Here is a 20,971-nt window from a genome sequence, read left to right on the forward strand (position 1 = left end):
GACGACCGCGAATGACCGGTCGCGTATGCCTTGTAGCTACAGAGGCTGCGTTGGTGCCAGGGAGCCCGATCGGGCGCTTCGCCTGAGGGATCGTCAAGGAGTGGGGTCCGACACTTCCCCGGAGAGGGATGCCGGCACGGGACCCCTGCCGAAGAGCGCCACGCTCCCCGACGCGATATGAATCACTCTGGATGTCAGAGGTCCCCACTAGCTAGTGAGTAGGGGCTCCCACCCGATTCACGAGTATTGGCAGTAGACAATGAACCGCATGAGGAATGGCGTGCCAACTGCCTGACCTGCCGAAATACACACAGTACGAAGGCAGATCGGGTGCAGACCCAGCGGCACTATGGTTAGCAGTCAATCCCAAACTCCACGCTCGTGCACAATTGGGCGTTTGCATCGTTTGCCTTTGCGAAATCGCTTGGTGCTCTGGAGGAACTGAAACAGGCGATGGCGCGCGCGGGGGCGCAGCTCCTCCTACGGGACCCTATTTCAGTCGCCCGCGCAGTCGGGCGCTGCCCCGGTGAACTCGATGAACCCAGCGGCAGCGATCCGATCGCCGACGAAACCAAGTGCGCTTTCTACGGCGCATTTGGTCAACGCCTTGTATTGTTTGGGCAGATGCCGGACACGAAAAGATAAAGTTTGCTGGCACGATTGCTCGCAGGATGCCTGCGCCATGGCCCCCAGGGCGTCGATGCCGCGATCTTTGCCCTCGCAATGAATTCGCCGGAAGAAGCGATCTTTAATCTCGCTGACGCGAAGGCCTATCGAGTGCGTTTGCGCCAAGATCGAAAGCTCAGGCAAAGCCTTTTCCCCGCGTTTGTGGCGGCGACGAGGAATAAAATCGGCGACGATCTCTAGTTGTGGGCGCACCGGTCCGACCAATTTTGAACGCAGACGCCCATCCGCTTTCGGCCTTGGACGGACATCATCGACCGTTTAGCGGACTGGAAGCTTCAGGAATTCGCCAAGGCGGTTCGAACGACCGAAATGGAGGCGCGAAGCGGTCAGTCGCACCAGAATTGTCAAACGCCAGCTTCGAAGCCGGGAGCGGACCGTCCACTATGCGTTTCGATTTCACGGAGAGCGGCCACTCCGCGGCCTGTCCCCCTTGGGAATGCCAATCTCCAACAGCAATTTCCCTAGCCCATTTTTGGCGTTTGGCATGGGACGTTAGCCACGCGATATGGACCGCCCGGCGAGGAGCGGAGCGTACGCGGCGAGTCGGTGGGATATGAACTCTGTGAAAAGCCGCACGCGCTTCGTCTTGCGTGTCTCCCCCTGCGTGAGAAGCCAGATCGTCGCAGGTGATTTCAGATCGATGCCCGGAACTCTCGCCAGCAAGTGATCGGCATCTCCGACGAAACAGGGCAGTTTGGTCATGCCGATCCCTTGCCTTGCCGCAGCGATCTGCGCGTCGGCGTCCGGCGTCCTGAACGGAACCCCTGTGGCGCGAAACTCCCCTTGGTCGACCCAGTTCGGAACAGCCTGACCGCCGATGACGATGGGCCGGATTGGATCCGGCGCACCCGCACGCCAAGCGGCCAGTCTATCGCGGGACATATAAACACCCGCGAGCAGATCCGGACCTTTCAGGCCATGAAGATTGAGCGGCAGGGTCTTGCGATCGGAGACCATCCGGATTGCCACATCCGCCTCCCGATTGGTCAGATTCGCGACCTCGCCGGTCGATACGATCTCCATCTCGATGTCCGGATGCAGACGCGCAAAATCTGCGATATCCGGCATGAGCAGGTGTGTCGCAAGGAACGGGGGCAGCGTCACCCGTAGAAGCCCGCGTACGCTCTGATCGCGTCCGAAGACGCGCGTCTCCAGTTGGTGCGACGAGGCTTCCATCTGGTTCGCGAACTCGAGAACCTCCTCGCCCGCGGCCGTCAGGCGGTAGCCCGAAGGCAGCTTTTCGAACATCTGCGCCCCGAGGTGCTCCTCGAGCTGCGCAATGCGTCGCAGCACGGTCGAGTGGTTGACTCCCAGGCTCTTGGCGGCAGCCCGCACTGAGCCGCCACGTGCGGCGGCAAGAAAGTAGCGAACGTCATCCCAGTCGATCATGGTCCATTCCCGCGCCGCATGGGGCGGCTTCCAAAGACCAGTCTACCCTACTGGGCCGGATTGCGCATGACCGTCGCTGCGTTCGATCACGTAAGTGGATCGTTTTCGCACCACGGATGCGCGCGATTGCGCACTCACCGCCTGGCGCCGCCGACCCCATATCGAGGCTGTCGGAGGATGTCTCCGCAATCGATGACCCGAGACGCGACACAAGGAATGCATGACATGACCAGATTGAATGGAAAGACAGCCGTGATCACGGGCGGCGCCACCGGTATCGGCCTCGCCGCTGCAAGGCGCTTCATCGAGGAGGGTGCCTTCGTCTTCATCTACGGCCGTCGGCAGCAAGCACTCGATGCGGCTGTGGCCGAGCTTGGACCTAACGCCCGCGCGGTGAAGGGCTCGGTCTCGGATGAGGCCGATCTTGATCGGCTCTACGCGGCGGTGAAAGCAGAGCGCGGAAGCCTCGACATCGTTTTCGCCAATGCCGGGGCCGGAAGTCCGCTTCCTCTCGGCCAGATCACCGCCAAGCACATCGACGACACTTTCGACACCAACGTGAAGGGCACGATCTTCACGGTCCAGAAGGCGCTACCACTGATGGGCCCGGGCGGTTCGATCATCCTGACGGGATCAAGCGCCGGGACCACCGGTGCCCCGGCATTCACTGCCTACAGCGCCAGCAAGGCAGCCGTGCGCAATCTCGCACGGACCTGGGCGGAGGATCTGAAGGGTACCGGTATCCGGGTCAACGTGTTGTCGCCCGGCGCGACGGCGACCGAACTCGCGAAGGAAGCGCTCGGAGAGGAGGGCCAAAAGGCCTACGGCGCGATGACCCCGCTCCGGCGCATGGCCGCTCCGGCGGAGATCGCGGCCGCCGCCGCCTTCCTCGCGTCGGACGACAGCAGCTTCATGACCGCCAGCGAAGTCGCCGTCGACGGCGGCCTGGCTCAACTCTGACCCCGGCGCGGCTCCGTGCCTAACTCACACACAACGTAGGACAAAAAATTATGAAAGCACTCGAAGGTAAAATCGCAGTCATCACGGGCGGAAGCAGCGGGATCGGCTTGGCCACAGCCAAGCGTTTCGTGGAAGAAGGTGCGCAGGTCGTGATCATTGGGCGACGCGAGAAAGCCTTACAAGAGGCCGCGGCGCTTATCGGGAAAAACGTGACAACAGTCGTGGGTGACGTCTCGCGCTTGGAAGATCTGGACCGGCTCTACGCCACCGTGAAGGAGAAACATGGTCACATCGACATTCTCTTCGCAAACGCGGGCGCAGGTACAGTCGCGCCGCTCGCGGCAGCTACTGAGGCCCATTTTGACCAAACCTTCGATGTGAACGTGAAGGGCCTGTTCTTTACGGTGCAGAAGGCCCTTCCCATCTTCAAAGACGGCGGATCGATCATTCTGAACTCTTCGGTCTCGAACGTGATGGGGCTGCCAGCGTTTAGCGCCTACGCAGCAAGCAAGGCGGCTGTTCGCAGCTTCTCGCGGTCTTGGACCCAAGAGCTGAAGGACCGCGATATCCGCGTCAATACGATGAGCCCCGGCGCGATCGAGACTCCCGCCTTGGCGACAACGACCGGCCTCACCGCTGAGCAAGCCGAGGAGGCGGTCGCCCAGTTTGCTGCACAGATCCCAATGGGTCGCAGGGGCAAGCCAGAGGAAATCGCGGCTGCGCTCATGTTCCTCGCTTCCGATGAAAGCTCCTACATCACCGGTATAGATCTCGCCGTCGATGGTGGTTGGGCGCAGGTCTGACCCAACCTTAACACAGGATCGGAGAAGCATTATGAGCTACTCAATCATCGGCTTCGGCAATATCGGCCAAGCTCTGGCCAAGGCCTTTTCCCGCAAGGGCATCGAAGTATCTGTTGCAACCACGCGGGATCCGGAAAGCTTTGCGGCTGAAGCGGCCGCGATCGGGCCGAAGGTCATTGCTAAAACCCTAGCGGAAGCCGTCAAGGCGGACATCATCTTCTTGGCGGTCCGTTTCGAGTCGCATCCAGATGTCGCAAAGGCGCTCGCCACCTGGCAGGGGAAGACCATCGTCGATGTGACCAATGCCTACGGTGTGCCCCCTGAGCAACTGGGAGGACAGCCGTCTTCCCAGGCCGTCGCGCAGGCTTTTTCTGGCGCAAGGCTGGTCAAGGGCTTCAACCATCTGCTCGCTGCCACCCTTGGCCAAGATCCGGCCGTGCAGGGCAGCAGGAGAGTCGTGTTCCTGGCGAGCGACGATGACGACGCTGCGGCGGAGATTGGTACGCTCGCGGAAAATCTGGGCTTCGCGCCGATCAAGCTTGGCGGGCTGTCGGAAGGCGGGCTGCTGGTCCAGGCCCGCGGAAAGAGCTGGGGTCATCTGATCTTCAAGGATCTGGTCAAGTTCGACGGATAAAACGAGGCCATGTACGGATCGGATCGAGCGCGATCCGATCACAGCGAAATGGAGATATTCCCATGAGTATTGAAAAAAACATCCAGACCGTGAAGGACTTCTTCGCCGCGATAGGCCGCGGCGACAGAGAGGCTCTGTTGGCGCTGGTTGCCGAAGACATCAAGTGGATCATTCCGGGCGAGGACTGGCCGCTGGCCGGCACCTACCGGGGGCACGCGGGACTAGCAGATTTGCTGGATACGGCATCCAGGTCGATGGAAACCTCCACGGAACCCCGGGAGTTTGTCGCACAAGGAGACCGGGTTCTCGTCGTGGGCTTCGCCAGCGGGAAGGTCAAAGCCACGAACAAGCCGTTCGAGGACGACTGGATCTTCGCCATCACGGTCCGGGACGGCAGACTGACCAGCATCCAGGAATACATCGACACGCAAGCGTTAGCACGCGCCGCGCAGATGGACGCGTCCGGGCCCGTATAGCGCAGGCCTTCTGCAACCATCGGCTTTCGCCGAAGGTGAATGAGCGGATCGCCGTCTCGCGTGCCGCGCTCGTCGAATACCCAACCGTAAAGGAGATTCCGATGTACGACCAATCCAAACTATCCGAGTTGATCCGGTTTGCACGCATTGATGCGGGTGCCACCGTCATCGACGTTTATCCAGGCGACGGCGACTGGACGCGCCTGTTCTCCGACATCGTTGGACCCGAAGGTCGAGTCACCAGCTTCGTGCCGGCCGAAGTCGCGCACTTCAAGAACGATCCGGTCGGCCTCATGCGAACGCTCGCGCAAGAGCCAGGCCGGGAAAACGTCGAAGCCGTCTCAGCGGACCTCGTGGCAATGCCGGAGATCACGCAGCCAGCGGATGTCCTGTGGCTGCACCTGTTCTACCACGATCTCCACACCGCGCTGATGCAGGCCAGGGGCGCGACGGCGGCCAACTTCAATCGAGCTGTCTACGAGCGGCTGAAGCCCGGTGGGTTCTACGTCATCGTCGATCACGCCGCCGCCGCCGGAGCCGGCACAGGTGATGCCCAGTCATTGCATCGCATCGACCCTGCCTCCGTGCGCGAGGAGGTGGAGGCTGCCGGCTTCGTACTGGATGCGGAAAGCACCCTGCTCGAGAACAGGAACGATCCACACGCGATCAAGGTCTTCGATCCCTTGATCAAGGGCGAGACCGATCGCTTCGCATATCGGTTCGTGAAGCCCTGACAGAGGCCGGCGCCAACCTCAAGTCGACCTCCCAAGGATGCCAGGATACTGCTCAACTGCGCCAGTCTGCAGCAACGTCAGCTTTCGGAACTCGCTGGGGAGCCTGCAAAGGTCAAACTTGAGGGCGCAAAGCCGCTTGATCGCAATCTTTGGAATTGAGAAATTTTCGTCAACACGTGCAGCCCCACTTTGCGAGGCTGCACGCGCTCAGATTTCAGTGTGCTCAGCTAGTTCCAGCGCATCCTCAATGTCCACGCCAAGATACTTGACCGTATTTTCGATCTTGGTGTGCCCCAACAGGATTTGGATCGCGCGAAGATTGCCTGTCGCCTTGTAAATCATTGCGGCCTTCGTGCGCCGAAGCGAGTGCGTGCCGTAATCTTCGCGCCGCAGCCCAATTGCGGTCACCCATTCATCGACCAATCGGGCATACTGGCGAGTACTCAGATGATCGGTGTGGTCGACTCGACTGGGAAAAGCGTAGTCGTCGATTGTTCCACCTCGCCGTTCAAGCCATGCAAGCAAACTTGCCCTCACCTCCGCCGTGATTTCGAACTGAACCGGACGGCCGGTCTTTTGCTGGACGACGATGGCTCGAGTTCGAATTTGCGTTCCTGTCACGAGACTCCCGATTTTCATTTTCACGAGATCGCAGCCCCGCAGTTTGCTGTCGATTGCGAGGTCAAACAACGCACGATCTCTCGTGCGCCCCTCCCTATCAAGGAAGAAGCGGATCGTCCAAATCTGGCGCTGTTTCAGCGGCTTCTTGACACCGACCTTTCGGCCGACGTTCCACGCCGGACGGCCCAGGGCGGTAGGATCGTATTGTGCAATACCCATTTCAATTCTCCTTCGGCCAACATTGGCCGTTAGGAGAACGCATGGGCGCAAGTATTGAAGGGGCCGATAGCGGACAAGCAGCTTCGGGACCGGTATCCTCAAAGGCGGTCCGTCAGGTCAGTGCAAGCATCGTCGTGAGTTGGCCCCACGCGGGTACTCGCAATTTTCAGCCGCGGAAGCGAAGTGCCTCAAGCACGACTACGAAGGCGGGAGCGTGCTGCCTGCTGCTCGGATAGTACAGGTGATAGCCTGGGAACGGTTCGCACCAATCCTCCAGCACTCGCACCAGCCGTTTCTTTGTCAGGTCATCCTGCACCATATCATCGGGCAGATATGCCACGCCCAAACCATCCAGAGCAGCGCGCCTTGCAAGCTCAAGACTGCTCACCGCCAGTTGGCCCTCGACACGGACGTTGATTTCGCGTCCGCGCTTTTCGAACTCCCATGGGAAATATCCACCGCGCGTTACACGGCGCAAGTTGATGCAGCGGTGGCCGGTTAGCTCTTCAGGATGCTTGGGCGCCGGCCGCTCTTTGAAATAACCCGGAGATGCAACAATGGCCTGGCGCATCGCGGGACCGATCCGAACGGCAATCATGTCCTTCTCGACGTACTCGCCGACGCGAACACCGGCATCGAAACGCTCGCTCACAATGTTTGCTAAGCCCTCGTCAGAGACCAACTCGACCGTGATGTCGGGATAGTTAAGCATGACCTTGGACAAGCGCGGCCACATCACCGTATCCGCCGCATGTTGCGTTGCCGTGATCCGAACGATGCCGGACGGCTTGTCCCTTAGCTCGGTCAGCGCGGACAGGCTGCCTTCGATACCCGCGAAATGCGGCTCGATGCTCCGAAGCAGACGCTCTCCAGCTTCTGTGGGCGCCACACTTCGGGTGGTGCGACTGAGCAGACGCAAGCCAAGCCGCTCTTCCAGCGTCCTGATTGTCTTGCTGAGGGCCGGTTGGGAGACGCCCAGCCGGACTGCCGCCCGTGTGAAACTGCCTTCCTGTGCGACAGCGATGAAGGCCATCAGATCGCTGACGTTCTCTCGCATCATTCATAACTCCTGATTATAAGCTTATGATCTATATAGCGCCTTATCGCATGAGTTTGCATCCCTTAAGTTTTGAGGTGTGAAGAGCGCTGGTCCCGACTGAGACTTACTCCAAGGCGGCCATCAGCCTCTCCAATGACTTGTTCGAATAAGGAAAGGAACGAACATGAAGGAATTGGCTTTGGGGCTCGCACTTATGCTCGGATCGGTATCCGGCTTAGCGATCGGCACTTCCCCCGCGCTCGCCCAGGACCTGTCCAACGGCGCTGACAACTTTTACAGGAGCGACCGCGTGGTCGTCGAAAAGATCACCTTCGAGAATAAGTTCGGCATGAAGGTCGTCGGCAATCTGTTCACGCCCCAGGGCCTCGACAGGAGCGCCCAGACTCCGGGGATCGTCGTAGGCCACCCGATGGGCGCCACGAAGGAGCAGAGCGCCAACCTCTATGCGACCAAGCTGGCAGAGCAGGGCTTTGTTACGCTGTCGTTCGATCTGTCCTTCTGGGGCGAGAGCGAGGGCCAACCGCGCAATACCGTCGCTCCCGAAATCTATGCGGATGATTTCAGCGCAGCCGTCGACTTCCTGAGCACGCAGCCCTTCGTCAACAAGGACAATATCGGCGTGCTCGGCATTTGCGGGAGCGGCAGCTTCGCCCTCAGCGCAGCGCAGATCGATCCGCGCATGAAAGCGATCGCCACCGTCAGCATGTATGACATGGGTGCCGCCAATCGCGACGGCCTTCGGAAAGGCGTGTCGGTCGAACAGCGAAAGGAAATGCTGAAGGTCGCCGCACAGCAGCGCCTCGCAGAGTACCAGGGCGCCGAAATCAAACTGACCGGCGGCACGGTTGATGAACTGAAGGCAGACTCCAATGCGATCGAGCGTGAGTTCTACGATTTTTATCGCACGCCGCGCGGGGAGTTCACGCCGAAAGGACAGACGCCGCTCCAGACCACGCATCCGACCCTGAGCAGCAACGCCGCTTTCATGAACTTCTATCCGTTCGCCCAGATCGAGACGATCTCGCCGCGTCCGTTGCTGTTCATCGCCGGCGAGCAGGCTCACTCGATCGAGTTCAGCGAAAACGCCTACGAGCGTGCTTCTGAACCGAAGGAGCTCGTGATCATCCCGGGTGCCGGTCACGTCGATCTCTATGACCGTGTCAACCTGATCCCGTTCGACAAGCTGACCGCCTTCTTCCGGGGAAACCTGAGCTCTTAACGAACATACAACCGGACGATACGCCTCGCGGGCCCTCCGCTTGCCTGGCGTGTTGTTCGACCAATACAGAGGCATGAAATGACCCACGCAACCGCGGTAGCGACTACCGAAAGCGCCCCAGACTCGGCGTCATGGAGCGCTGTCCTCGCCCTTAGCTTGTGCGTTGCGACGCTCATCGCTTCGGAATTCATGCCCGTCAGCTTGCTGACGCCAATCGCCTCCGACCTGTATCTGACCGAAGGTCAGGCGGGGCAGGCCATCGCGATCTCCGGTATATTCGCTGTCGCCACCAGCCTCTTCGTCGCTGCATTCACGTCGAAGCTTGACCGGCGACAATTGTTGTTGTGGCTCACAGCTTTGATGCTCATTTCGGGCGTTGTGACCGCGTTCGCGCCCAACTATGCGGTCCTGATGGCGGGGCGTGCTTTTGTCGGCGTCGTAATCGGCGGCTTCTGGTCGATGTCAGCGGCGACAGTCATGCGCCTCGTGCCGGCTGCAGACGTGCCCCGTGGCCTCGCGATCCTCAACGGCGGCAATGCACTAGCAGCAACGATTGCTGCGCCGCTCGGCAGTTTCCTTGGACAGTATATCGGTTGGCGCGGCGCCTTCTTCAGCGTAGTGCCGCTCGCTGCAATCACCTTTGTGTGGCTCCTTGCAACGTTGCCGCCCATGCCCAGCCGGACGCGTGCGAACCCGCTGGCGGCGTTTCAAGTCCTACGCCGACCAGGCGTGCCGATCGGCATGGCGGCCGTCGCACTTTTCTTCATGGGCCAATTCGCGCTCTTCACCTACCTGCGGCCATTCCTGGAAACCGTGACACTCGTCAACGTTTCCGGCTTATCGCTCCTGTTGTTGGCAATGGGCGTCTCCGGTTTGCTCGGAACCTTCCTTATCGGCTCTCTCCTGCATACGCGCCTCTACCAAGCGTTGATCGCCATGCCTGTGATGATGTCGGCGCTCGCGATTGGCCTGGTCGTATACGGATCGTCGTTAGGTACCACTGCCGGGTTGCTGGCACTTTGGGGCCTGATCGGCACCGCCGCGCCAGTCGGCTGGTGGAGCTGGTTGAGCGAAGCGCTGCCGGACGATGCAGAAGCGGGAGGAGGCCTGATGGTTGCTGTCGTGCAACTCGCCATCACAGCCGGCGCAGCCTCCGGCGGTCTGCTGTTTGACAATGGCGGTTATCAGATCGCATTCGGATTCGGCGCGATCGTGCTTTTCACCTGCGCCATCGCGGCTGTGGTGCTGGCGCGTCACGACAGATCACGCACGGCCACGCCAACGTCTTCAAGGAAGCATCTATCATGAGCAAAAGACAAAGCCAGTTTGGCGATGCAGCCACAATGTCCGTAAGCGAAACCTTGTCTGCGCCCGGTGCGCACGGTTTTTCTCCGCTCCGCCGCTCTATCCTTGGAGCGATACTGGTCACCGCCACCATGCCCTGGCTGGCGTTCGCCCAACAAAAAAACGATCCGGCAAGTCAGGAGCCAACCGACATGAAAATTCGAATGATGTTCAACGGTCATAGCCTGACGGCAACGCTTTACGACAACCCGTCGTCGCGCGATTTCGCATCCATGCTACCCCTAGAACTGACCATCGAAAATTATGCCGGCAACGAGAAGATCGCTTATCTCCCCCGTAAGCTGACGGAGGACGCGAGTGGTCCATTCGGCAACGAGGCGCCAGGCGACCTCTGCTACTTCTCGCCGTGGGGCAATCTCGCGATGTTCTACGCCGGCTACAGCTATTCCGGTGGGCTGATCCGGCTCGGCCGCTTCGACGATTTCGAGCCGTTGCTTGTGCGCGGGACGTTTCCCCTGACCATCGAACGGATCGTCTGAACGCATTGCTGGGCGAGAAGGAATGTACCAAATAGCGAAGATTCGAAACTGAGCTTCCTCCAAGTCGAGGCCGCGCGATGACCACGACGCAGGTTGATGAGCATAAAACTTATAACAGAAGGTGGCGCACGATGAGCTGCGGTGTCCGCTTATAGGGACGGACGGAGCCCCCATAAATGACCGATTTGAAGGCGCAAAGCGGACATTGATGAATGTCCCCAAGTGGTGCAACAGCGACTTCCTTACTTTCCGTTCAGGACTTATCCTGCCATTCGCTTCTGCTTTTTGAGTTCAATCCCGTGCAGTAACAATGCTTTCGCTGCCTCCGCAATGGCGGCGCGCGAATTCGCGGTCATCTACACCGCTTATGACATAGGAGGCCTTAATCACGTTTCTCGAAGATCCAGCCGAGCCTGCGGCGTCCAGCCTATGTCAATCAAAATTTAAGTGTCCCTAAATTGCCTGGCCGCGGTATTATGAAGTGGAAATGGAGACTGCACGCCCATGGCTCGCCCACGCAAACCATCGGAATTGAAGAGAGCCGAGGGCAACCGCGCAAAAATCGCGACAGCAAACATTAAAATCGACGTCAAAGGTCGGGGCAGACCGACGGCACCACATAGTTTGACATCCAACGAACGTGAGTTGTGGGACACAGTCGTGGCAAGTCTCCCGAACGGAATCCTGTGTGCTGCCGATTCGTCACTTCTTGAGCGCCACGCCTGCGCTTGGCAAAGATACCGGGAGGCAAAGGCCGCGTTGCGAAACGAAGGCATGGTCATCGTTTCGCTTCAGGGTCGAGTGAAAAGTCCATGGTTGAGTGTGCTCCGGGATGCTGAGCGGGAGATGGAAGTGTCCGGCTCGCAAATCGGGTTAAGTCCCGTCGCCCGCACCAAACTCGTCGCCGCCGACGAGGCCGACGATTCTGACATAATGGATTTTCTCCTTAATGGAGCGGCGCAACTTGATGAAATCTGGCCTAATGAAGCGTCGGAGCACTCTTTGCCGAATGCCATCCCAAGACTGGTTCATCCGAGGAAATGACCATGTTTTTAGAGGTTGTGCTAGTTAATCGACGTCCGTAAGGGGTGTTTTTGGGTTTTACGGAATGTAGAAAAGCGGCTCCCGCGCGCTCCCTCCAGCACCCCCGTAGGTCTCCGTTAACTCCCCCCCGGGTGCCTCCCCGCGGCTATCCGACATTCAGCTTGGCGTGACGAGCATTCCCAAACCACAGTCTCGGGCGTGAACCAGTGCCCTGACACCTCGTTCTCCTTTGGCCCACAAGCATGTTCCACAGTTGGGCTGTTTACCAACTGTACCGTCAGGGCGTGTGAACTGTATTTTCTTGCGCACAAAAAGCAGCAGATCCGCATGCGGCGCGTGACGTTGGAACCACGGCGCGGAGGTACGGTCCGGCGTTAGCGCAATTCCGTTACCGTGGTCGATGAAACGCGTTAGCCAAGGGTCAAGCCCGTTGCGTTGTCCAAACGGCGGATTGCACCAGATAAAGCCTCGCCACGGCTTCAGCAGCGACAACTCGGAAATCCAGTTCTTGCAAGGCACGCTTGTAGGGCGATTGGCGGGATGAGCAACGTCCATATCGAAGGTATCGCCGAAAGCCTGAATTACATAGCTCGGCGTGTCCCACTCGTCACATTTACCAATAGCCTCCCAATGCGGTCGCGCTACCATTTTGCTCTTCCACCCTCACCAGTGACCGCTCTTGAATGCGATCAATGAACGCGACTGCGGCCATGTCGTATGAAGTGGCGTTCTTGCTCTCAGATTCTCAAAACGGGAAACGGAGCTGGTGACCAGGCTATCTGTGTCAACTGAAGCATCTCTCGTTCGGCGGGAGCAAGGCTTCCTTTATGCCGGCTCATAATCCTTGTAGTTTCGCATCGAAAAGGTTGCTGGCGCGCCATCGGCTTGACGGTATTCAAACCGGCCCATCATCCAGAAAGACGAATTCGACCCTGCGCCCGACCAGCACGTTGAATAGTTCGTCCGCAGTATAGGCAGGAAACTCTGCCTGCATTTTCCTCCAGACCAAGCCGAAGCTCTCGCTTCCCCGCCTTGCTACTGGCCGGTACTTGTTCACGAAGGCAATCATCAGCTCTCGTTCGGACTCATCCATTTCACCTCTCCTTTTCGATTGAAGGGCTGACCGAGCGACTGCGGCCAGCCTCGCTGGTTTTTCAGCTAGCATCCTCTTTCAAGTCAGCGATTGCAGGCGTTACATTGGCATCACGTAACGCTTGTTGCCGTTCTCGGTAACGGCGCTGCCGCAAGGCGTTTGGCGTCAGCAACTGTTCGACAATGGGGGGATTGGTTTCGCCCGCAAGCTCGTTGTAGGAAAGCGCCGGCATGAGACTGTCGATGGTGGGCAGACTGGTAATGAAAGCCTTAGCCGCATCCGACGTAAGACCGGCAATGGCAATTGCGGTTTGCGCTTCGACCGACGCCTGCTCGATCTTGGTGATGGCTTGCTGTTCGAGGGATCCGATCTGCGCCTGCGCAACGCGGCGCAGTTCGTTGCGGCGCTTTTCAAGCGCATTGTCATAGCCGCGATGCGACCAAAGCAACGAGAGACTTGGCGCAAACTGTTTAGGGATACCCAGTTCCCTGCAACGATCCTCGACACGTAGCTGCGCCTTTTGAACTTCTATAGCAGCGGCTTTCTTCGCAGCAGCCCAAACACCGTCGTCATCAAACCCATACTCGGCTGCCATCTGGTTTTCGAAATCAGAGAGAAGTTCGGTTGATCGCGTCTTCGCGGCAGACTTTTGCACTTTCTCCCGCTGGCGGACCAGCCGTTGCATGTCCTCGCGCTCGCCTTTTGTCATCCTGTCGGTTTCCGTCATGGCTGTTTCCTCCCATTTGCCGAGTTGGCGGCCTCGGCGTGCCGGTTCTTAAACTTTTCACCGCTCTTCCGGCGGTAATGCCAGTTCGAACGGCCGATCGAATAGGCGACCTGATCCTTGCGCAGCCTGCCGGTGAGTTCGAAACCTTCGCGATAATGCTGGACCATGCGGCTCTGCACTGCCGACAGCGTCTTGCAGTTTTGCAGCTTGATGATTTTTGCTAGCGTGTCGGTCATGGCTGACCCCGCAGCTTGCGCTTTTTGGCTAAATTTTTTCGAAGGCAGGGAAATGGTGTATGAACGCCCTGCAAGAGACCGTTGCTGCCAACTGCGGATGTCCCAACCATATTATTAATAGTACTCACGACGGTGTGACTGTGGATTTTGCTGAAATGGCCTGATTTCTGGGCTTTTTGGATTTGGCCATTTTTTTCCACACTCACACCGTCGTGACTGTGCTCAGATTTCACACTCACACCGTCGTGACTGTGGATTTTTCTGGATTTGGCATTTTTGCGCCGCTGCGAAACCAGCGTTTGCCAAGCCAATACCCGTTCAACATCGCATTTCTGGTAATCGTTGGTGGCGGAAAGGCCGTCTTCCGTTGGGAAAAATGTGATGGTGAAAATATTAGGCAGTTTGACGCCATGGCCATTGCCCTTGCTGACGCGTAACAGACCCTTGAACGCCAGTTCCTCAATGGCTTCGGCGATCTTGTTCGGATTGATCCACTCATCGCGGAAGTCTCGGTGAGTGACTAGCAGCGAGCCGTTTTTCTTGCGGAAGCAATAGGTATGCTCAAGCACGACGCGCATCAGAACTTTTGTGGCGTGTCCCGACAACGAGCGGAAAGCGTGGCTTTGCGAGACGTGATTGGGAAACTGATAGAAGCCGCCATTGATCCGCTCGTTTTTCTCGCGCATTCGCTCGACCTTGGTGCCAGGGCGCTTAAGCGCCTTCTCGCGCTCGTAGATGCTCATCGGGCGAAACTCCGCACTCTGGCGACGAGATCGTGAAGCCACTGCTTCTGCTTTTCCGAAGGCTCGCGCTGATACCGCATTACGTTGCGCAGGAAGGCGCGCTCTCCGCGCGTGAGCAAGCTTGGCTTGGCTTCGGCAAGGCACCTCCATGCGGCCTGTTGCCATTTGCATTGCTCCTCCTCGCCATGCTCGGGCTGCGCCGACTCCACTGCAGACGGCGGGCCAAGCAGCGGTGCTGCGAAGGTGTGGATGTCGATGCGGTGCTTTTGCATGATCCGCCGCATGGCCGATATGGCTGCGGCGATTTCGCCATCACTGTCGGACGACAGCACCACAAGCAACAGCCTGTGCAGTTTTACGTCGATCCCGTCCATGTGAACGGTCATTGTTGCCGAACCTTTCCACTGAAGGCCTCGGCGGGTTTTGACGGGGAACGGAGAAAGCGCTAGAGTGGGATGGTCCTATATATCCGCATCTACTTCTTCCTCCGGTCCCGCGCTGTCCCGCGCGGGCCGTTTCATTTTGTGGTCCCTTGTGTCGTCATACGCATTACTCGGCAGCTTCGTTGGCTCCGATGCGGCCTTCTATCCACGCAACGACATCGACCGCGCGAAAGACTGCGCGGCTTGTGCGCCCTTGATTGAGATGGATGCTGCGAGGAAATCCGAGCTCTTTTTGCTTGTGGCACAAATCGTAACGGCTGCCGACAATGCCGCGCTTCTTGAGGTCGTCGAAGCCCCAGAATACAAACTCGTCTAGGCCTGACTGGCTTTTCTTCATGATGCGCAGTCCCTCTCAAAATTAATTACACCAATACAAAACGCCTTCCCTGCGTTTCCTGCAAGGAAAATTGTTCATGATATGAACCCCTTATGTTCAGGTGCACAAATATGTGCAGCGAGTACTTGGTTTGTTCTTCAAATGTGCTGCTGTTTTGCTTGAATCTACTGGTTATAAAATGTTACTGGCCTTATTGCTTTGAACGATGCGGTCCACTTCATCCGCCCACTTTTGCAGTGCTTCGCCTTTCTTGGCCACGTACTCAGCCTTGAGATAAACGCCGCTAACGCCGCTGATGGCGTGGTTCAAAATGGCCCTGACAATCGTTTCGTCCACGCCGAGTTCCTGCAGGTGCGTCGCAGCCGACCGCCTCAGATCATGCACACGCCAGTCGTCAACCTTTGCAAGTTTGCAAATGTTGGCGGCGCGCTTCTCGAAGCGGTGTTTGGTGCCGAAGACAAAGTCGCGCGGATCGCCCTGCCCGACCAGTTCCATGGCCTGCCGCGACAGTTTGATTTTATGCGGCCTGTCCGCCTTGTTCTTTTGCTGAAACCAGACATGGTCGAGGATATCGCCGTATCTCAACGAAGCGACTTCGCCCCGCCGCTGCGCCGTCAGCAGCAGGAACTGGATCATGCGGCCGTAATCGCTGCGCGACTTAAGATTGTCGTGCTTCATCGTCTCTGCGGCCATCCAGACAGCGGCAATTTCATCGGCGGATAACACTCGCTCGCGCGGCTCTTCGCCAGCGAGGCGGCGGACGTCGCGGAAGATGTTGGTTTCAACCTTGTCTTCCTGAGCGGCAAAGGACCAGCACATCGAGCCGTAGGCCAAGAACCGGTTGGCCTGCGGCGGCGTCTTCACATCGAGTTTGTCGCGGATATCACGGGCGTGCTGCTTGGTGAACTCGCGCGCGGGCATTTCCAGATAATTGCCAAAACGCCTCATACATGAGCGAAGGTCCTTCATGGTCTTCTTGAGCGTTTTGGTGCCTTTTGGATTCTTGGCCCGCATTTCTTCATACCAGTCGATGAGCCAGCCGACGGTTTCGGTATTGACGGATCGTGGATGCGGCGCGCTTTCGGCGGCGACCGGCAGGCCAGCTTCAAGATTCTTGTGGAATGCCTGACAGGCATCGCGTGCTTCCTTCAACGACATCGAGGGAAAAAATCCGAAGGTATGGCGTTGATGGCGGGTGCCGTCGTAGTATCGGGTTTGCCAAGGCTTGCGGCGCTTCTGGACGCGAAATATAAGGCCGTCACAGTGGCTGTCATAATACTCGTCCGGCGCGAGGGTATCGAGCATGATGGCGGTGAGTTTCTTGCGTGGCATGGCGGGTTGTTCCGTCGAAAAGTTGGGTAACAGTTGGGTACAGAGTTAGCTAATATCAGAAAATACCTCAAAACAACACAAAACAGATATGCTAACGAAAACAGATAGATAGGACGACTTAAGTGACTGATATTGTTGGGTACATTTTTTGATATGACATTGGAAACGCTCCCACCTCCTTTTGCCCATCGCCATTTGCTTGGCATCAAGGGTCTTTCACCCCAGGACATAACGCAGCTTCTCGATCTCGCCGAAAGTGAGATTGCCGTTTCACGGCAGTCCGAGAAAAAGAAGAGCGTTCTGCGCGGCCGGACCCAGATCAACCTCTTCTTCGAAGCCTCGACACGAACGCAATCGTCGTTCGAGCTTGCGGGCAAGCGTCTCGGGGCCGACGTCATGAACATGTCGGTCGGCAACTCATCAGTCAAAAAGGGCGAGACGCTGATCGACACGGCGATGACGCTCAATGCGATGCGGCCCGATATCCTGATCATCCGCCACTCTTCCGCCGGCGCCGCTGCCCTTCTGGCGCAGAAGGTTGGTTGCTCGGTGGTCAATGCCGGCGATGGGGCGCATGAACATCCGACCCAAGCGCTGCTCGATGCGCTGACCATCCGCCGAGCCAAGGGGAAAGTCGAGCGGCTGACAGTCGCGATCTGCGGCGATGTCCTGCATTCGCGCGTCGCCCGCTCGAATATCATTCTACTCAATGCCTTGGGCGCCCGCGTTCGCGTGGTTGCACCGTCCACCTTGCTTCCTTCCGGCATTGCCCACATGGGCGCGGAGGTGTTCCACAACATGCAAGACGGCCTGAAAGATGCCGACGTGGTCATGATGCTGCGGCTCCAGCGCGAGCGCATGGCCGGATCCTTCGTTCCGTCGGTACGCGAATATTTCCGCTATCACGGGCTCGACCGCGAGAAACTCAAATATGCCAAGCCCGACGCGCTGGTCATGCACCCCGGTCCGATGAATCGCGGTGTCGAGATTGCTTCGGACGTTGCCGACGGCTCACAAAGCGTCATTCAGGAACAGGTGGAAATGGGCGTCGCCGTGCGCATGGCCGTGATGGAAGCGCTGCTCGACCCGCGCCGCAATGCGGAGGGAGTTGCAGGATGAGCACCACAGTTCTGCAGAACGCCCGCATTGTCGACCCGTCGCGCGGCCTCGACGAAATCGGGACCCTGATCATCGACGGCGACAGGATTGTCGCGAGCGGAGCGGATGCTCGTAACCAGGGCACGCCCGAAGGCGCAACGATAATCGACTGCAAGGGCAAATCTGTCCTCCCCGGCCTTGTCGATGCCCGCGTCTTCATTGGGGAACCGGGAGCGGAACATCGCGAAACGATCGCGTCCGCCAGTCATGCGGCCGCCGCCGGCGGCGTCACCTCCATGATCATGATGCCAGATACCGACCCGGTCATAGACAATGTCGCCCTCGTCGAATTCGTGCTGCGTACCGCGCGCGACACAGCGGTCGTCAACGTCTATCCGGCCGCCGCAATCACCAAAGGTCTCAACGGCGAGGAGATGACCGAGATCGGATTGCTACGCGAAGCCGGAGCCGTCGCGATCAGCGAGGGCCGCCACTCCATTGCCAACACGCAGTTGATGCGACGGGCACTGACCTATGCGCGCGATTTCGGTGTCGTGCTCGCGCACGAAGCCCAGGATCCCTACCTCGGCGTCAACGGGGTTATGAACGAGGGCCTATTCGCCAGCTGGCTCGGCCTTTCCGGCACGCCGCGCGAAGCGGAGGTTATCCCGCTCGAGCGTGACATGCGGCTCGCCGCCCTTACCCAAGGCGCTTATCATGCGGCGCAGATCTCGACTGCCATGTCGGCGGAGGTCATCGCCAAGGCCAAGCAGGACGGTCTCAACGTGACCTCCGGTGTTTCGATCAACCACCTGTCGCTGAACGAGAACGATGTCGGCGAGTTCCGCACATTCTTCCGCCTGCAACCGCCGCTGCGGCTCGAGGAGGACCGGCTTGCCATGGTGGAGGCGCTGCGCGAAGGCGTGATCGACATTATCGTGTCGGCCCATGATCCGCAGGATGTCGATACCAAGCGCCTGCCCTTTGCCGATGCCGCAGCCGGTGCGATCGGACTTGAAACGCTGCTCGGTGCGGCGCTGCGACTGCACCACAACGGCGATGTACCGCTTCTGCGCATCGTCGAAGCGCTGTCGAGCGCGCCAGCCCGGATATTCGGCATCGAGGCCGGCTCGTTGCGGCCCGGTGCCAAAGCAGATGTGACCATAGTCGATCTTGACGAGCCGTGGGTTGTGAAGGAAGAAGATCTGCGGTCGCGCTCTAAGAACAGTTGCTTCGAAGGAGCACGGTTCCAGGGGCGCGTCATTCAGACATTCGTTGCAGGCAAATCAGTCTTCTCCATCTAGAAGCCGCCAGGGGGGCGTTGCATGTCGGATTTTTCAGGCGGACCAGCAGGCGTTCCGCTTCTTCTCTTTGCACTGGCCTTCGGCTATCTACTGGGTTCCATCCCGTTTGGCCTGATTTTGACGCGCATGGCAGGTCTCGGAGATGTCCGCAGCATTGGTTCGGGTAATATCGGCGCCACGAATGTGCTGCGCACGGGCAACAAGAAGCTGGCAGCGGCCACTCTGCTCCTCGACATGTTGAAGGGAACAGCCGCCGTGCTGATCGCCGGGATCGCCAGTCCGGAAGCGGCAATCGCGGCGGGCCTCGGTGCGTTCCTCGGCCATATTTTTCCAGTCTGGCTGAAGTTCAAGGGCGGCAAGGGCGTCGCCACATATCTGGGCGTTCTGCTCGGATTGTTCTGGCAGGGTGCATTGATCTTTGCCGCAGTCTGGCTTGGCGTGGCCTATGCCACACGCTACTCGTCACTCGCCGCTCTTGTCGCGGCCGCGATTGTCCCGATCGCACTTTATATTATAGGCTTGCACCAGATAGCCGTGCTGTTCCTGATCCTTACCGTCATCGTCTTCATCAAGCACCGCGCCAATATCCGGCGTCTCGTCGCCGGCAATGAGGGCAAGATCGGATCCAAAGGGTGAACGACGCCGCGAAAGGCATTCGCCTTTCTGACAGCCAGCGGCTGGCCTGGCTTCGTTTGCTCCGAAGCGACAATGTCGGCCCCGCGACCTTTCGCGATCTCATAGCCCATTGCGGATCAGCCGCTGCCGCATTGGAAATGCTTCCGGAACTCGTTCGGCGCGGTGGAGGGCACCGCCCGATTCGCATCGCTCCGGTCGAGGATGCCATGCGCGAAATGGAAGCCGCGGTTAAAACCGGCGCGCGCTTCGTCGGGATCGGCGAACCCGACTATCCGCGCTACCTGCGGCAATGTGATAATCCGCCTCCCCTCGTGGCAATCAAGGGCAATCCGGACGTTTTCCGGCTTCCGCCGGTTGCTATTGTCGGCGCCCGCAACGCCTCGCTGGTGGGTCTCAAATTTGCCCGCATGCTTGCGCGAGACCTCGGACAAGCGGGTTTCGCCGTGATCTCCGGCCTGGCGCGCGGCATCGATACCGCCGCCCATGAGGCAAGCCTCGACCATGGAACCGTCGCGGTCATGGCAGGCGGACTGGACATGCCCTACCCGCCGGAAAATCTTGACCTTTACGCAGCGATATCCAGTCGACACGGCGCTGCCATCAGCGAGATGCCCTTCGGCTGGGAGCCGCGTGCGCGGGATTTTCCACGGCGCAACAGAATCATCGCCGCGCTATCGCTGGGGCTTGTCGTGGTGGAAGCCGCAGAACGATCCGGTTCGCTCATCAGCGCCCGCCTTGCCGGCGAACTGGGACGCCACGTTTTCGCCGTTCCGGGCTCACCTTTCGATCCCCGGGCCAAGGGCACCAACGATCTTTTGAAGAATGGCGCGACGGTGACAACCTGCACGCAAGATGTGATCGACGGGCTCACACCGCTTGTCGATCGACCGATCGCCGAACCGCCCGCCTTCCTCGCGCCGGAAATCGATTTCCCTTCGCTCAACCCACCTGATGAAAGCGACCGTGACCGGGTGGTCAACCTCCTTGGGCCTGTTCCGACCGAAATCGATGAGCTGATCCGTGCGAGTGGACTGCATCCTTCCCTGATCATGCTGATTCTGCTTGAGCTCGATCTTGCCGGACGTTTGCAACGCCACTCAGGCGGATATGTTTCGCTGGTTTATTCCTGAGTCCGAGCCCGTGTGGCGACGCAACTGGTCGCTGCCCTCGATGTAAGCGATCTCGATGAGGTAGGCCAACATGTCCAACCGGGTGTTTTGGGCCATCGTGCGGAGCTCACCGAGCATCTGCTGAATAAATCTGACGTTCTCGACTGGATTGATTTTGCTTTCGCTCATAATTACATCCTTGAAAAAGCCCATGCTGAAATGG

Annotated in this window: 26 protein-coding genes; 13 read left to right on the forward strand and 13 right to left on the reverse strand. The window is 58.8% G+C overall.

Translation table 11 applies throughout. From position 1 onward, the window contains the following. Positions 1 to 495: 495 nt before the first annotated feature. Both HQ945_RS00885 and HQ945_RS00890 read right to left on the reverse strand, forming a co-directional pair. The gene (locus tag HQ945_RS00885) at positions 496 to 810 is read right to left on the reverse strand and encodes a hypothetical protein (protein WP_174207562.1); all 315 of its coding nucleotides are present in this window, start codon (positions 808 to 810) and stop codon (positions 496 to 498) included. Positions 811 to 1,179: 369 nt separating this feature from the next. Next, positions 1,180 to 2,076, reverse strand: a complete 897-nt coding sequence (locus tag HQ945_RS00890; protein WP_174207563.1) for a LysR family transcriptional regulator — start codon at positions 2,074 to 2,076, stop codon at positions 1,180 to 1,182. 225 nt (positions 2,077 to 2,301) lie between these two features. Between HQ945_RS00890 and HQ945_RS00895 the strand changes: the two genes are divergently transcribed. The 5 genes from HQ945_RS00895 (at position 2,302) to HQ945_RS00915 (ending at position 5,683) form a co-directional block, all read left to right on the forward strand. Then, positions 2,302 to 3,036: an SDR family NAD(P)-dependent oxidoreductase gene (locus tag HQ945_RS00895; protein ID WP_174207564.1), complete on the forward strand. Its 735-nt coding sequence runs from the start codon at positions 2,302 to 2,304 to the stop codon at positions 3,034 to 3,036. A gap of 50 nt (positions 3,037 to 3,086) precedes the next feature. Continuing rightward, positions 3,087 to 3,839, forward strand: a complete 753-nt coding sequence (locus tag HQ945_RS00900; protein ID WP_174207565.1) for an SDR family NAD(P)-dependent oxidoreductase — start codon at positions 3,087 to 3,089, stop codon at positions 3,837 to 3,839. A 31-nt stretch (positions 3,840 to 3,870) separates the two neighbouring features. Further along, the gene (locus HQ945_RS00905; protein WP_174207566.1) at positions 3,871 to 4,473 is read left to right on the forward strand and encodes an NADPH-dependent F420 reductase; all 603 of its coding nucleotides are present in this window, start codon (positions 3,871 to 3,873) and stop codon (positions 4,471 to 4,473) included. 62 nt (positions 4,474 to 4,535) lie between these two features. Next, positions 4,536 to 4,949: a nuclear transport factor 2 family protein gene (locus HQ945_RS00910; protein WP_174207567.1), complete on the forward strand. Its 414-nt coding sequence runs from the start codon at positions 4,536 to 4,538 to the stop codon at positions 4,947 to 4,949. Between the two features lie 101 nt (positions 4,950 to 5,050). Further along, on the forward strand, positions 5,051 to 5,683 hold the full coding sequence (locus tag HQ945_RS00915; RefSeq protein WP_174207568.1) for a class I SAM-dependent methyltransferase: 633 nt from the start codon (positions 5,051 to 5,053) through the stop codon (positions 5,681 to 5,683). 207 nt (positions 5,684 to 5,890) lie between these two features. Here the strand turns inward: HQ945_RS00915 and HQ945_RS00920 are convergent, their stop codons facing one another. After that, positions 5,891 to 6,523, reverse strand: coding sequence for a tyrosine-type recombinase/integrase (locus HQ945_RS00920; protein ID WP_174207569.1), 633 nt, complete (start codon positions 6,521 to 6,523; stop codon positions 5,891 to 5,893). Positions 6,524 to 6,689: 166 nt separating this feature from the next. Further along, complete coding sequence (locus HQ945_RS00925) at positions 6,690 to 7,583, reverse strand: LysR family transcriptional regulator (protein WP_174207570.1); 894 nt, start codon at positions 7,581 to 7,583, stop codon at positions 6,690 to 6,692. Positions 7,584 to 7,746: 163 nt separating this feature from the next. On the opposite strand from HQ945_RS00925, the gene HQ945_RS00930 reads away from it, so the two are divergent. The 4 genes from HQ945_RS00930 to HQ945_RS00945 all read left to right on the forward strand — a co-directional run bounded on the left by HQ945_RS00930 (position 7,747) and on the right by HQ945_RS00945 (position 11,690). After that, positions 7,747 to 8,802, forward strand: coding sequence for an alpha/beta hydrolase (locus HQ945_RS00930; protein ID WP_174207571.1), 1,056 nt, complete (start codon positions 7,747 to 7,749; stop codon positions 8,800 to 8,802). A 78-nt stretch (positions 8,803 to 8,880) separates the two neighbouring features. Continuing rightward, positions 8,881 to 10,110 carry an MFS transporter gene (locus tag HQ945_RS00935; protein ID WP_174207572.1) on the forward strand — a complete coding sequence of 410 codons (1,230 nt, stop codon included), beginning with the start codon at positions 8,881 to 8,883 and terminating at the stop codon, positions 10,108 to 10,110. Positions 10,111 to 10,145: 35 nt separating this feature from the next. Further along, positions 10,146 to 10,646 (forward strand): cyclophilin-like fold protein, encoded by a 501-nt coding sequence (locus HQ945_RS00940; protein WP_174207861.1) that lies wholly within the window; start codon positions 10,146 to 10,148, stop codon positions 10,644 to 10,646. Between the two features lie 504 nt (positions 10,647 to 11,150). After that, positions 11,151 to 11,690: a phage terminase small subunit P27 family gene (locus HQ945_RS00945; RefSeq protein WP_174207573.1), complete on the forward strand. Its 540-nt coding sequence runs from the start codon at positions 11,151 to 11,153 to the stop codon at positions 11,688 to 11,690. A 156-nt stretch (positions 11,691 to 11,846) separates the two neighbouring features. Here HQ945_RS00945 and HQ945_RS00950 read toward each other — a convergent pair whose 3' ends face one another. From HQ945_RS00950 to HQ945_RS00985, 8 genes are all read right to left on the reverse strand, one after another. Next, complete coding sequence (locus tag HQ945_RS00950) at positions 11,847 to 12,338, reverse strand: DNA N-6-adenine-methyltransferase (protein WP_174207574.1); 492 nt, start codon at positions 12,336 to 12,338, stop codon at positions 11,847 to 11,849. 247 nt (positions 12,339 to 12,585) lie between these two features. Then, entirely contained in the window at positions 12,586 to 12,783 is a 198-nt protein-coding gene (locus tag HQ945_RS00955) for a hypothetical protein (RefSeq protein ID WP_174207575.1), read from the reverse strand. A gap of 61 nt (positions 12,784 to 12,844) precedes the next feature. Next, positions 12,845 to 13,510 carry a hypothetical protein gene (locus HQ945_RS00960; protein ID WP_174207576.1) on the reverse strand — a complete coding sequence of 222 codons (666 nt, stop codon included), beginning with the start codon at positions 13,508 to 13,510 and terminating at the stop codon, positions 12,845 to 12,847. Next, on the reverse strand, positions 13,507 to 13,746 hold the full coding sequence (locus HQ945_RS00965; RefSeq protein ID WP_174207577.1) for a hypothetical protein: 240 nt from the start codon (positions 13,744 to 13,746) through the stop codon (positions 13,507 to 13,509). Before HQ945_RS00965 ends, HQ945_RS00960 begins: the two co-directional genes overlap by 4 nt. Continuing rightward, positions 13,743 to 14,489 carry a hypothetical protein gene (locus tag HQ945_RS00970; protein WP_174207578.1) on the reverse strand — a complete coding sequence of 249 codons (747 nt, stop codon included), beginning with the start codon at positions 14,487 to 14,489 and terminating at the stop codon, positions 13,743 to 13,745. Before HQ945_RS00970 ends, HQ945_RS00965 begins: the two co-directional genes overlap by 4 nt. Next, positions 14,486 to 14,875 (reverse strand): hypothetical protein, encoded by a 390-nt coding sequence (locus tag HQ945_RS00975; protein WP_174207579.1) that lies wholly within the window; start codon positions 14,873 to 14,875, stop codon positions 14,486 to 14,488. The genes HQ945_RS00970 and HQ945_RS00975 overlap by 4 nt, the downstream gene beginning before the upstream one ends. 163 nt (positions 14,876 to 15,038) lie before the next feature. Then, positions 15,039 to 15,269, reverse strand: a complete 231-nt coding sequence (locus HQ945_RS00980) for a hypothetical protein (RefSeq protein WP_174207580.1) — start codon at positions 15,267 to 15,269, stop codon at positions 15,039 to 15,041. Positions 15,270 to 15,440: 171 nt separating this feature from the next. Continuing rightward, positions 15,441 to 16,601: a tyrosine-type recombinase/integrase gene (locus HQ945_RS00985; protein WP_174207581.1), complete on the reverse strand. Its 1,161-nt coding sequence runs from the start codon at positions 16,599 to 16,601 to the stop codon at positions 15,441 to 15,443. Between the two features lie 153 nt (positions 16,602 to 16,754). Between HQ945_RS00985 and HQ945_RS00990 the strand changes: the two genes are divergently transcribed. The 4 genes from HQ945_RS00990 to dprA are packed head-to-tail and all read left to right on the forward strand — an operon-like array spanning position 16,755 to position 20,769. Beyond that, positions 16,755 to 17,720, forward strand: a complete 966-nt coding sequence (locus HQ945_RS00990; protein WP_027232506.1) for an aspartate carbamoyltransferase catalytic subunit — start codon at positions 16,755 to 16,757, stop codon at positions 17,718 to 17,720. Beyond that, positions 17,717 to 19,003: a dihydroorotase gene (locus tag HQ945_RS00995; RefSeq protein WP_113280085.1), complete on the forward strand. Its 1,287-nt coding sequence runs from the start codon at positions 17,717 to 17,719 to the stop codon at positions 19,001 to 19,003. The genes HQ945_RS00990 and HQ945_RS00995 overlap by 4 nt, the downstream gene beginning before the upstream one ends. A 21-nt stretch (positions 19,004 to 19,024) precedes the next feature. Further along, on the forward strand, positions 19,025 to 19,639 hold the full coding sequence (plsY, locus tag HQ945_RS01000) for a glycerol-3-phosphate 1-O-acyltransferase PlsY (protein WP_174207582.1): 615 nt from the start codon (positions 19,025 to 19,027) through the stop codon (positions 19,637 to 19,639). Next, complete coding sequence (gene dprA, locus HQ945_RS01005; protein ID WP_113280087.1) at positions 19,636 to 20,769, forward strand: DNA-processing protein DprA; 1,134 nt, start codon at positions 19,636 to 19,638, stop codon at positions 20,767 to 20,769. Before plsY ends, dprA begins: the two co-directional genes overlap by 4 nt. Here the strand turns inward: dprA and HQ945_RS01010 are convergent. Beyond that, positions 20,737 to 20,937, reverse strand: a complete 201-nt coding sequence (locus HQ945_RS01010) for a hypothetical protein (RefSeq protein WP_081815942.1) — start codon at positions 20,935 to 20,937, stop codon at positions 20,737 to 20,739. The two genes, dprA and HQ945_RS01010, sit on opposite strands and share 33 nt — an antisense overlap. Positions 20,938 to 20,971 lie beyond the last annotated feature (34 nt).

This window comes from Phyllobacterium pellucidum (genome assembly GCF_013327855.1).
Classification (GTDB): Bacteria; Pseudomonadota; Alphaproteobacteria; order Rhizobiales; family Rhizobiaceae; genus Phyllobacterium; species Phyllobacterium pellucidum.